At 41.4% G+C, this 12222-nt stretch carries 9 protein-coding genes; all 9 read right to left on the reverse strand.

Going from position 1 to position 12222, the window contains the following annotated elements; genetic code table 11:
- Positions 1-26: 26 nt before the first annotated feature.
- Positions 27-911, reverse strand: coding sequence for a beta-1,6-N-acetylglucosaminyltransferase (locus AB5706_RS17325; RefSeq protein ID WP_368357216.1), 885 nt, complete (start codon positions 909-911; stop codon positions 27-29).
- Positions 912-913: 2 nt separating this feature from the next.
- Positions 914-2521 (reverse strand): HAD-IA family hydrolase, encoded by a 1608-nt coding sequence (locus AB5706_RS17330; protein ID WP_368357215.1) that lies wholly within the window; start codon positions 2519-2521, stop codon positions 914-916.
- A 2-nt stretch (positions 2522-2523) separates the two neighbouring features.
- Positions 2524-3171, reverse strand: coding sequence for a sugar transferase (locus AB5706_RS17335; RefSeq protein WP_368366215.1), 648 nt, complete (start codon positions 3169-3171; stop codon positions 2524-2526).
- Positions 3172-3197: 26 nt separating this feature from the next.
- Complete coding sequence (locus AB5706_RS17340) at positions 3198-4469, reverse strand: DegT/DnrJ/EryC1/StrS family aminotransferase (protein WP_368366216.1); 1272 nt, start codon at positions 4467-4469, stop codon at positions 3198-3200.
- A gap of 20 nt (positions 4470-4489) precedes the next feature.
- The gene (locus AB5706_RS17345; RefSeq protein WP_368366217.1) at positions 4490-6556 is read right to left on the reverse strand and encodes a polysaccharide biosynthesis protein; all 2067 of its coding nucleotides are present in this window, start codon (positions 6554-6556) and stop codon (positions 4490-4492) included.
- 260 nt (positions 6557-6816) lie between these two features.
- Positions 6817-8001, reverse strand: coding sequence for a transposase (locus tag AB5706_RS17350; protein WP_195983344.1), 1185 nt, complete (start codon positions 7999-8001; stop codon positions 6817-6819).
- A gap of 247 nt (positions 8002-8248) precedes the next feature.
- Complete coding sequence (locus AB5706_RS17355) at positions 8249-9391, reverse strand: tyrosine-type recombinase/integrase (RefSeq protein ID WP_347161142.1); 1143 nt, start codon at positions 9389-9391, stop codon at positions 8249-8251.
- 380 nt (positions 9392-9771) lie between these two features.
- Entirely contained in the window at positions 9772-10152 is a 381-nt protein-coding gene (locus AB5706_RS17360; RefSeq protein ID WP_347161143.1) for a hypothetical protein, read from the reverse strand.
- A gap of 178 nt (positions 10153-10330) precedes the next feature.
- Entirely contained in the window at positions 10331-11977 is a 1647-nt protein-coding gene (locus AB5706_RS17365) for an LCP family glycopolymer transferase (protein ID WP_347161144.1), read from the reverse strand.
- Positions 11978-12222: the final 245 nt, after the last annotated feature.

The following is a 12222-nucleotide window of genomic DNA, read 5'->3' on the forward strand; positions in this document are numbered from 1 at the left end:
GTACACCCCATTATCTTTACATTCCTCTACTTTGTTTTTTCAAGAAAATATTTTATTGCATCACTATCCTCATTTAATTCAAATTTACGCGCACAATAGAATTTCCCTTTTTCAATTTTGTCATCCATTTCTGGTGTAATATTTAATGGATGATTCATTGTTGCAAATGTTTTACCGAAATTTACAAACATCAACTCATCTTCCACCTTATCCGCGTATGGCGAATTCATTATTATTGTTTGAAAAAACATCAAATCTGATGCCAAACTATTTTCCCAAAAATCAACATAATCTGGATTACGCTCTAAATAATCAATGATATATAATAATACATTCATAGGTGCTATAAACCAGGTTCTTCCCTCATAAAATCTAACCGATTGTTTAAGTTGTTTCCTATTTTTATTAATTACCAGTCCTAAACTACATAAAATCTGCATAATAATCCGAATAAAACGATACGGATGCAAGTCATCTCGTATCATAAGTTTATGTGGCCAACAAATTCTATATCGTGCAGATTCACGATTATCATCTTTAATCTCACCAACAATATGTAAAAATACTGTTTCCGAATTATTTTCTAAATACTCATATAATCCTTTTTTTACTAACAAATCCTGTCCTGAGCCAAAATACATATGAGTGTACTTTCTTCCAGAATTTTTTACCATCCTCATAAGCTCAACTGCAGCTTTCACTATTTCAAAGCTTCCCCAGCGAACATCATATTTACTATATTTAAATACATTTGGTGAAGAAATAATTTTGTTGAACAAATCTGGATTTTTTTTATCAACATGCACATATACATCACAAGCCCCATATTGAAGTAACTGATTAATAAACATATTTACCTGTTCTGGGTTCTTATGTGCAACTAGTAAATACGCAATTTTAACATTAGTCATATCTACATCCTCTCAATAATATCCGTTTTTATGAAGTCTAAACCATGAGAAGCATTACAACTATTTGAATACAACCCATCATTATTAGCAAAATATCTCCATCTCATGCCAAGCTGCTTGGGTGCCTGAAAATCTTTATTAACATTGTCCCCAATATAAACAATCTGTTCGAAAGGAATTCTCCAGCGATTCTGTATTATACGGAAAGAAATATCGTTTGGCTTTCTAAACTGGATTCCACCAAGTTCATCAGTAATTATGATATCATCAACCATCTTATCAAGTCCCAATGCTTTTAATTTTGCACGTTGACCTTCTGGCCTTCCATCTGTAATAATGCCAACTTTTATACCTTTAGCCTTCAATTCTAAAATTTCATTTTTCATAGTTTCGTATAAAGTTATAGAAGGCATATGATTTCTATATATATCAAGACATTTTTCCTTCTTATCTATCTCCCTAATCTCTTCAAGATATGCATCAATAGCAGGCATTCCTATTTCAAAATATTCCCACATTTTATCAACGGCGTCCTCTCTTCCAAGAAATTCTGCAATTTTCTTATACCCGCTTCTTACATATTCTTTTTCGCTATATAAAGTATCATCAAGATCAAATATTACGCCCTTGATTGGCTGTGTGTCGTCTCCTTCAGAAATACAAACGCTTTGATCAAATCGGCTATAAATTGCACCATTACAGCTAGCGTTCTCATGGTACTCTTCTTTCTCTCCACTAATTAACTTCAACAACGCTTCTGCACTTCTGGCACCTGATTTCATACTGAGAGGCGCACCGCCACCGTAACGTGGGTTAATCTCAATATAATAGTTGTCTCCTGTGTTCTCATCTTGAATAAGCTGAACAGTCATCGGTCCACATGGCTTAAAAAACTTACAAAGAGTTTTTGCCTCTTCGATCATTACTTTATCCATACAAATCATTGTTTTCAAAACTTCTCCAGCTCTAACTTGAACACGTTCACGTGGAGTAATAAATATTGGATTTCCCTCAAAATCACAAAAAATATCAATTGTAAATTCTCTCCCAGAGACAAACGGCTGAATAATATATTCGCTAATCTGCCCCGCATAAACAGCAAGTTCTTCTCCATTCTCCACTTTAAAAGCATTAATAGAACTACTACCATCTTTGGGTTTGATAAAACAAGGATATGGACCTGGATAATTTTTGTAATTATTATAAGTTCTAGGAGCTTTCAATCCACATGATTCAAAAAACTCACCTGTATTATTCTTATCCCGACAAATTAGAATCTTATCAGACTTACTAATTAAAACTTTTGTTCCTACTTTGTCAAATTTTTCTGTGTTCTTTGAAAGTATCAAAAGATCCGTATCAATAGTAGGTATAAGAACATCAATTTTATCAGCTACACATATATCAATTAATTGCTGAATATACTCCTTATCATGCATAGAACAAACTTTTCTTGTATAATCACAATACACTAAAGCAGGTGCTGTTCCAGCCATATCTGCACCATACAATTTTAAATTAATATTTAAATTTAATGCCGCCTGACGAAAAGCTTGCATTAATTCCACACGCCTTCCAACACCTGTTACCAAAATATGAATTTCTTTCATTTTCAATTTTCCTCAACTGGAGCTTTCCATTTAGCACTTATACCTTTTGGAGTCCCCATAAACTCTTCCATAGTCGCAGAAGTTTCTGAACTAATCCCTTCATGTTTCAATACAGATTTAACAGTATCAATAATTATCTTTATATCTTCAACTAAAGTAATATGCGTCGTATACCACACATCCATTGCAAACTTATCTTCCCAAGAAACCGCATTCCGCCCATGTGCCTGAGCATATCCCGTAAGCCCTGGTCTTACATCATGACGATGCCGCTGTTCTTCGTTATATCTATCAAGATATCTTACAAGCAATGGACGCGGTCCGATAATTGCCATATCGCCTTTCAAAATATTGATAAGTTCTGGCAACTCATCTAATGAGGAAGCCCGTAAAAACTTACCATATTTATTCAGTCGTAATTCGTCAGGAAGAAATTTTCCTTCTTTATCCTTTTTATTGTTCATTGTTCTAAACTTAATTAATTTAAATATCTTTTCATCTTTTCCGGGGCGTTCTTGTGTAAAAAATGGGTTTCCTCCCATAAAAATAGTCCCCAATATTATAAGGATCAAAAAAATTGGCGAAAAAACAACCAGCGCACATAAGCTTAAAATAAAGTCAATTCCTCGTTTAAAATATTTTGCGTACACTTTTGATGCTCCATTTTACATTTTATTTATTCAAAGCAAGCACGAATTACAGCAATAATCTTGTCCTGCTGCTCTGCCGTCATCTTATTATCACTTGGCAGACAAAGGCCTCTTGCAAAAATGTCCATTCCAATATCAATTGGTTTTCCATCTACTTTGCTCAACATCCCACCCGCAATATACGCATTCGTCCTTGCACGGCCTTTTCCTTCTCTGGTTACAAATCCATTCATTCTGTAAATTGGCTGCATATGCATTGGTTTCCAGATTGGACGTCCCTCTGCATTAATACTGCTGATTGCATCTAAAATTTCTGTTGGACAGCTTTTACCTTTCTCAGATGTATAGAGAACATCACATTCTCCTCTGACTTGCTTGCACATAGCATTCTCATCAATAATCATACAAGATAACCAGAAATTAGGCTCACTATTGTCAGAATCATAAGGATTCATTTTCACTGGAAGTCCCTTGAATCCCTCTTTATATCTTTCATAAATCGCTTTCTTCTGTGCAATATGCTCATCTAAATGTGGAAACTGGTTTCTTACAACTCCTGCAATCACATTGCTCATTCTGTAGTTATAGCCAAGTTCCTCATGCTGATACCAAGGTGCATTCTCTCTAGCCTGTGTAGACCACTTACGCACCTTATTCGCTGCATCTTCACAATCTGTAAGAATCATTCCACCAGAAGAACCTGTAATAATTTTATTTCCATTAAATGAAATTGCATTATATGTACCAAATGTTCCAGTCTGTACCCCTTTATAAGTTGCTCCCAGAGATTCTGCTGCATCTTCAATGATTGTTGCGCCATGTTTCTCACAGATTGCTTTAATCTGATCAATCTTTCCTGGGGTTCCATAAAGATGCGCTACAACAACTACTTTTACATCTGGATAAATCTCAAATGCTTTTTCCAAGGCAACAGGATCCATATTCCAAGTATCATACTCTGTATCAATAAATACAGGTACACCACCTTCATATACAACAGGATTTACAGTAGCATCAAATGTCATATCGGAACAAAATACTTTATCTCCTGGCTTTACACCAGCAAGTTTTACTGCCATATGAAGTGCAGCAGTTCCTGCAGATAATGCTACCGCATATTTACATCCAACTTTCTCACATGCAAGGCGTTCTACTTCATTGATGTTTGCTCCAACAGTAGACATCCAGTTGGTTTCATATGCTTCCATAACGTATTTCATACTATCTGAATACATTGTTGGGCTGCTGAGCCATACCTTTGATTCAAAAGGCTGAAAATTATTTTCGCTGCTAAACATGATAACTTCCTCTTTTCCTGTTATTTATTCCCTGCTGCCTTTTCAAACAGCTTCTTATATGTATCTCCATGCAACTTCAAATCATCTTTCGCCGCATGATAAGTCGGTACAATCTCCTCCACATAACTCCTGATATCCGGATCATTTCCATAAGCCACAACAGCCAGTTTCTCAAGCTGATGTAAGAACTCATCTGTATCAAACGGAATCGGTTTTCCAATATGGATCAGATCATTGTCTGTCTTAGTCAGGCCTTCCTCTGCCATCAGCTTCTCTTCATAAAGCTTTTCACCAGGTCTCAGGCCAGTGTACTCAACTTTGATATCCACGTCCGGTGTCAGTCCTGACATCTTGATCAGGTTTCTTGCCAGTGTGTCAATCTTCACAGGAGCTCCCATATCCAGTACAAAGATCTCTCCGCCCTTGGCATATGTACCGGCCTGAAGTACCAGGCTTACTGCTTCCGGGATGGTCATAAAGTAACGGATAATATCTGGATGAGTGACAGTCACAGGGCCGCCTTTTGCAATCTGTTTCTTAAACAGCGGAATAACAGATCCGTTACTTCCAAGTACATTTCCGAAACGGACTGCTACAAACTCAGTTCTATGTTTTCTCTCACTGTTTTCTCCTGCATACTCACTGGCAGCTGCCACTTCAGCAAGTGCTTCTTCTCTGTCTTCATAGTGGCTTCCCAGCAATGGAAGCAGATCTTCTCTTCCGGTTCTGCTGATCTTGTCCATGGTCTGGATGACCATTTCGCAGAGACGCTTGCTGGCTCCCATAATGTTGGTTGGATTCACAGCTTTATCTGTACTGATCAGTACGAAACGCTGACAGCCATTTTTCAGAGCTGCATGAGCAGTTTTATAGGTTCCCATTACATTGTTCTTGATTGCCTCACATAGGCTTGTCTCCATAAGTGGTACATGCTTATGTGCAGCTGCATGATAAACAATGTCTGGCTTGTATGTTTCAAATACATCATTAATCTTTCTGGTATCGCGCACGGAACCGATCAGTACCACCAGATCCAGATGTGGATATTTGGAACGAAGCTCCTGTTCAATGTCGTATGCATTGTTCTCATAGACATCGAAGATCACCAGTCGTTTCGGCGCGTGGGCTGCGATCTGACGACAAAGCTCACTTCCGATGGAACCGCCGCCACCAGTTACCAGAATGGTTTTTCCGCTGATGTAGCGGAAAATCTCATCCATATTTACTTTGATCGGTTCTCTTCCAAGAAGGTCTTCCACTGCCACATCTTTCATTTTGCTGAGGGACACCTCTCCGGTGACGAACTGATACACACCTGGAAGAATCTTCATTTCACATTTGGTTTCTTTGCAGATGTTCAGGATATCTCTTCGCTCTGCTGCACTTGCGCTTGGAATTGCCAGAAGGATCTGGTCGATTTTGTATTTCTTTGCACTTGCGAGAATGTCATCACGACCGCCTACAATGGGCACACTCTCCATATAACGTCCCCATTTGTTCGGGTTATCGTCAATAATACAGCAGACCTTTCCTTTCGGCTCTTTGGCACGTTCCACGTCGCGGAGAATGATCTGTCCTGCCTGGCCGGCACCGATCAGCATAATGTGATGCAACGGACCTTCCTCTTCCTTCTGTTTCCGTGTTCTTTCCAGAAGAACAAATCGATATGAAAAACGGATTCCTGTAATCAGGCAAAATTGAATAATGGTTCCGAAGAGATAATAGGACATTGGCATTCTCTGAATGGCAAATGTGATTCCAATTATCTGGAACAGGAATGTAATTACAGTAGATAAGCAAATTCTTAACAGCTCACTATAGCTTGCGAAGCGCCATACGCTGTTATAGAGGCGCAATGCCCAAAAGACAAAAACAGAGAATACTGTATACCATGGTGCAAATTTCAGATAGGCAGACAAATATTCTCCGGGTATTGCGGAGTATGTACAATCAAAGCGGAACCACAGTCCGAGAAAGTATGCGGCGTTTACGGCGATCACATCATAAATAATCAGGTAAAGTGCGATTACCTGCCAATGCTCTAACTTTCTTTTTTCGCGTTCGTTTTTTTGTTTTTTCGTTGTCATTTCTTAATCATATGGACGGAGTTACCCCCCCCCAGTCCTTTCCTCCCATTTTTTCATAACTTTGACCACTTACCAGATAGCTTCCTGTCTAGTGCTTTGGCGACTCCCAGGATATCTTGGGGAAGTCCGGAACCCGCACCGGCGGTGGTCTGCCGAAAAGCCTGCGTCACTGGCGCAGCCTCTTTGCCCGGTTGCCCGGTTTTATAGATAAGAGCGTTCGTAACGCTGCTTATTATCATTTTTCTCTTTGTTGTCAATAATTATTTTGTTCTACTTCCGCGAAAAAAACTGTCCTGGCATTTCCTGCCAAGATTTCTGGCGTCATTCAGGAAGCGGTTTCCCTGATGACCATTTTCACAGAGGAATTCATTTCCCTTCCGGCGAACCTTGCCGCCACAGATGGCACATTTGTCTTTCAGGCCGTCTGTTCTGGTTTCCAGTACCAGAATGCCTTCCGCCCAGGCTTTGTACTGCAGGTTGGTCCGGATCTTGCTGCTTAAGTGAAGCGGGGAAAAATTGCCGCTTTTTACCATTGCCATCCGGGTGAAGTTCTGGTCGTAATCGGGGAGGACAATGATTCCTGCCTGATTCTCTTTGCAGAAGTTCAGGATCTCACGGCTGACCTGGTGGGCGTAGTGCTCGGACAGGTTCTTCAGGTGCATGTAGTACTTCCGGTTGGGCTGGGGACTATTGTCTCCCACTGTATTTGGTCTGGATTTCTGTATTCTGGTCTCCAGCAGCTTGCAGCGGTGGCGGTACGCATCTCCGCCCCGGCAGTTGTGTACAGCCAGCTGTTTCCCCTGCTCATCCAGAATGCAGCACACTGCGAAGGTGTCTGTGTTTGTAAAGCGGACACTGCACAGGTTCGTGCCTTCTGCCATTCGTTCTTTGGCAGTACGGGCGTCGCTGTTCTCCTGTTTCACTGGGATATTCAGAAGGTAGCGCCTGCCCTCTTTTACCAGGGTGGGCGACATTAGCTGGCCATCTTGGGGAAGGGGGCGTCCTTTCAGGTTGCAGTCTGTCCAGATCCATTTCTCACCGTTCCACAGCTTCAGGCAAATGGATCTGTCGGTGAGGTCGGAATACATTCCTTTGAAAAAAGTAACCTTGGCTTCCAGCTTCTCAGGGAATCCGGACTGAAGCTCCTGTGTGCTTTTCACTGTGGCTGATGCTTTGTTGATGGCGGCGCGTCTCAGGTAGACAGGTACTTTCCCCATTGGTAATGGGTTGGTGGGCTGTCTGCCGTCCCGACCGGTCAGGGTCAGGAGCTCCAGGCTGCGCTGTATGTCGAAGAGGCTGCTGTTCCACAGTTCTTCATGCTGTCTCAAAAGGTGGTAGTAAAACTCCACCACGTTCTGAAAATATTCTTCTGTTCTGTCCAGCCATATAGGCTCCGGACAAACCAGGCGCATGCGCCAGGTTCGGATGCTGTATCCTGTTTTCATAAATTTTGTCTGTGATTTCTGCTGGTTTCTTTCGTAATATTTCAGTAATGCGTATTTGCGCTGTAAACAAGCAGAAAATCAGTACAATTTGGACTACCGACCACGAATAAAGACCCCTGATTTTTGAAATTGAGATTTTTCTGCATCCGGTTACCCTTTCCAGACAGCAAAAAAAGACAGTCACACCAGAGGTCTCTCAAAAGAGAGTTCTCTGGCATAACTGCCTTTTCTGAAATTGTTCATTCTGTTATATTGCCTGCTCCATCATCTGATTCATATACTGCCGTTTCGTTTCCGCCTGAATATGCACATACAGATCCAGTGTGGTTCGCACGGAAGTATGTCCAAGTATTTCGGACAGGGACTTGGTATCGAAGCCATGCTCCACCCAGCGACAGGAGAACTGATGCCGGAGAGCATGGATTTTAATGGGGGGGATTCCACATGTTTTCAGCAGTGCTGCATATCTGCGCTGGATGACCCGCGGCTCCATGCATCTGGCAGTTCCAGACAAAATATATGCGGAGCCATCTTTGCGAAAACGTTTCGCATAAAACAGCAGCTTGTCTGGCAATGGAATTTCCCTGTTGGAATGTTCTGTCTTCGGCGGACCGATATACAGAATGGTTTTTGGGATTTTTCCAGTGTCCGGATTGGCGGTCTGATCCAGATTTTTGATGCGGATCACAGTACGCTGTATGCGGATTTTGTGCTGGGTGAAATCCACATCTTCCCAGCGCAGGCCACTGAGTTCGCCTACACGGATGCCAGTATGCATGCAAAGCAGCAGACCGAAATGGAAATCGCTGATATTGTCAATAAGAAATTTCTCCAGCTGGTTATAGTTTGCAAGCTTCATAATCTGCACCTCCTGGCTGGTGCCAGCCAAATGGGGGTAGCGGATTGGTTCACAGGTATAGACGCCTCCCTTTGCTGCAAAGTTCAAAATGCTGCGGAGTACGCTTAAAATTACATGAATGGTTCCTGCAGACAATGCCAGCTCTTTTTTCTTATGAATAAGCTGCGTGATCTGAGAATTGCTGATTTTCCGTATCTGGGTGCTGCCAAGCTCCGGAAGAAGCTGATTCTTCAGGATTGCTTCATAATTGGAAAAAGTACTGTCCTTGATGGTATAGCGGATTTCTTGCTTCCAATGCTCAGCGGCTGTTTCGAAGGTAGCCTGGTAATTCAAAATGCCAGGATTTCGCACCAGATGTCCATAGCCTGGCACTTCTGCAATTTTTTTGTTTCGTTTGTCCTTTACTTCGCCATATGTTTTGCCATAGAGGGAACCGTAGTGGATTTTTCCCTCCGGATCACGGTATTTGATATAACGGGCTTCCCAGCGCCCGTCCTTGCGTTTGCGTATGTTTTCACCTTTTCTGCACATAGCTGCCTCCTTATTCTATAAGTATGTACCAATTATTTGACCACGCAATTATTTTATATCGAAAAAATCCCTTTGAAAAACTAATGGGAAAAAGGTGAATTTGGAATAAATTATGGTATAATTCAACAAAAAGAGTCTATAGTCGCTATAATTGGTTGACTTTCCCAGTTATTCGCGATAGAATGTAAAACGACGATGGGAAAGAAAGCAGAAAAATTGCCTGGATGACCGTCGCATTACTGAAATAATGCGACTTGGAGGTCATCTTTTTTTATTGTTTCCGGTTGGGTGGTGGGTTATTCAAATTTGCTTTTAAACCACACATTAACATAGTTAGGGCCGGGAACGATCAGGTAAGTGATGTCCCGGCCAGTTTTTATTTATTTTATACCAAATTCTTTCATGAGTTTTTTCTGATATTCTTCATCTTCTGTAGCTTTTATACAATCTTCAATGCGATTGGAAGAAAGTAATTTTTTATTCAGCGTATTTAAGGCTATACGCTCCTTTTCACGTCCATCTTTCTCTATCATCTGTCCCAGTCTCGTCATAACCATCGCCTCCTTAATCTCATCAAGCTCTATTCCATCCAGAAATTTATCTGCCAGAGTATACAACATAGCCATCACTTTATCCGCCATATCATTATGCTCTTCTTTCGCTATTAGAATTCCTTCTTTAATCTTATCCTTACGGCTCATCTGGCCACCCATAAGTGGTGTCATACTAAGCTGTGCGATGCCATCTTCTGTAAAATCCAAGAATGTAAACTCAGATTCACCCGCCTTTCCTTCTTCTATATCCCCATTTTATCACAATGTAATATAAAAATCATCTTAAAAGTTTATAAATTTATCAAAAAAAGAAGCAAACCACGTTATATAATGATTTGCTTCTTTCTATATTTAGATTCCTCTCACCAGAGGAATCTCATTCTCTTTACTGCTGTGTAGTAGTATCAGCTGTGCCTTCGGTTGTAGTTCCATCTGCTGCAGTGGTATCTGTCGCAGACTGTGTCTCGGCTGCTACTGTACCTGGCTCGGTCACAGCTTCTGTGGAAGTGCTGTCAGTGCTTGTGCTTCCACTAACCGGTGCATCAGCCTCCTCCTGCGTTACCACCTCGCCGTTACGGACTTTTTCCATAAGGCTCTTCGCCTTATTTACTGTGTCGTAATCCGGAACCATAACGTATGCCTTCTGGCTCATGGAATATGGTTTCTCAGTAGCACCAGTTCCATTTACACTATAGGAAACGATTGTCCAGTCGCCGCCGTTCGTAAGCTGCTGCTGAAGGATCTGTGCAATCTCTTCATATGTGATGTTAGTACCGAAGCATCCATCCAGACTGGAAAGAATGGAGGAATAGCTGGTAAGGATTTCCGGAGAAAGTGCCTTCTTCACAACACCACGGATAACCTCCATCTGGTTCTTACCACGCTGGCGGTCACCCTCCTGGAATGCGTAACGCTCTCTTGCAAAGATAAGCGCCTGCTCACCATTCACATAATTCTCACCCTTGTTAAAATGATAACCCAGAATATTCTTGGAATCAAAATCATAATCTGAATTAACGGTAATTCCGCCAAGTGCATCGATTACCTTCACAAATCCACCGAAGTTAATTCGGAAGTAATAATTAATGTCAATATCATACAGCATTCCCAGAGTATCCATACACACATCGATTCCATAAATACCGGCATGTGTCAGCTTATCCGGTGCACCTCCGGAAATAGAAAGCGGTACAAAGTAATCACGAGGTGTGGAAACCAGCAGGATCTCATGTGTATCTGTATTCACAGTGGCAATAATATTTACATCGCTTCGGCTCTTAGCTGTCATCTCACCTCTGGTATCAATACCGCTGAGATAGATGGTGTAAACCTTACCGCCATTAGCAGTGGTGATCGGCTCTACAGGGGTGGACTCTTCTGCAGACTGAATTGTGGATTCAACATCTACCGTTCCAACCTCTTTTATCTTGGTGCTGAAATCTGTGTATCCGTCCATATCCTCGTATACACTAAGATATCCGCTGTTCAGCAGCATGGCATTTACTTCACCGTTCAGGATTCCGTCAGCAAGCTCTGTCAGACCTGCGTATTCCTTAGTCTGTACTTCTGTACCAAACTGGCTGTTCAGATGTGCTACAGCACCATCTGTATTCTCACGGTCAAGTGAGGAAAGGATACCATAAGTATATCCGGCAGTTGCCTCTACAGAATCAGCGGCGTCATCGTTCTTTACATAAACAGCCATCTGTGTGATCTCAGTAGTCTCACCGGAAATATTGCTGATGGCGGATCTTGTCTTATTAATATAGAAACCGCCGAATGCCAAAATGGCAATCATGATCACTGCCAAAACAGTTCCGCCAATAAAGCGGCCTGTGTATCTGGTATGCCATACCAGCAGCCAGATTATCGCTGCGATCACCGCAAGTACAATGCCGATGATCAGCATATAAATGGTGGGAACCATCTTGGTCATTGCCAGAAGTCCCATAAAAACAACAGAAAGCATAATGACGATGATGGTGATCACCGCGCCTGGTATCCAGTCGTTTCTTCTTCTCCTTCTACTCATCTTTTAGCTCCTTTTTTATTTCTTTTGTCATTAAGGGCTGCTGCTTACTTTATAGCCAGCCCCATCAAAAGCATATCTTATATTTTATACGCTGACAACTGGAAAATCAAGTTAAATAGTGTTATAATACGAAAGATTTATAAAATTTTTTTATGAAAACGTTATAACTTCCAGGACGCGGACAGGAATATGACGAAATCAACCGTATCCGGCAGGATAAATATTCGCCAGATGGTTGCAGACCA

It is taken from the genome of Ruminococcus sp. RTP21484sp1_RTP21277st1_D2_RTP21277_210401, assembly GCF_040924225.1.
GTDB lineage: Bacteria > Bacillota > Clostridia > Lachnospirales > Lachnospiraceae > Blautia_A > Blautia_A faecis.

What these genes read in the sequence shown, in the direction of transcription:
- AB5706_RS17325 (WP_368357216.1), bottom strand. Translation starts at nt 911, where the DNA reads ATGACTAATGTTAAAATTGCGTATTTACTAGTTGCACATAAGAACCCA.
- AB5706_RS17330 (WP_368357215.1), bottom strand. Translation starts at nt 2,521, where the DNA reads ATGAAAGAAATTCATATTTTGGTAACAGGTGTTGGAAGGCGTGTGGAA.
- AB5706_RS17340 (WP_368366216.1), bottom strand. Translation starts at nt 4,469, where the DNA reads ATGTTTAGCAGCGAAAATAATTTTCAGCCTTTTGAATCAAAGGTATGG.
- AB5706_RS17345 (WP_368366217.1), bottom strand. Translation starts at nt 6,556, where the DNA reads ATGACAACGAAAAAACAAAAAAACGAACGCGAAAAAAGAAAGTTAGAG.
- AB5706_RS17350 (WP_195983344.1), bottom strand. Translation starts at nt 8,001, where the DNA reads ATGAAAACAGGATACAGCATCCGAACCTGGCGCATGCGCCTGGTTTGT.
- AB5706_RS17355 (WP_347161142.1), bottom strand. Translation starts at nt 9,391, where the DNA reads ATGTGCAGAAAAGGTGAAAACATACGCAAACGCAAGGACGGGCGCTGG.
- AB5706_RS17365 (WP_347161144.1), bottom strand. Translation starts at nt 11,977, where the DNA reads ATGAGTAGAAGGAGAAGAAGAAACGACTGGATACCAGGCGCGGTGATC.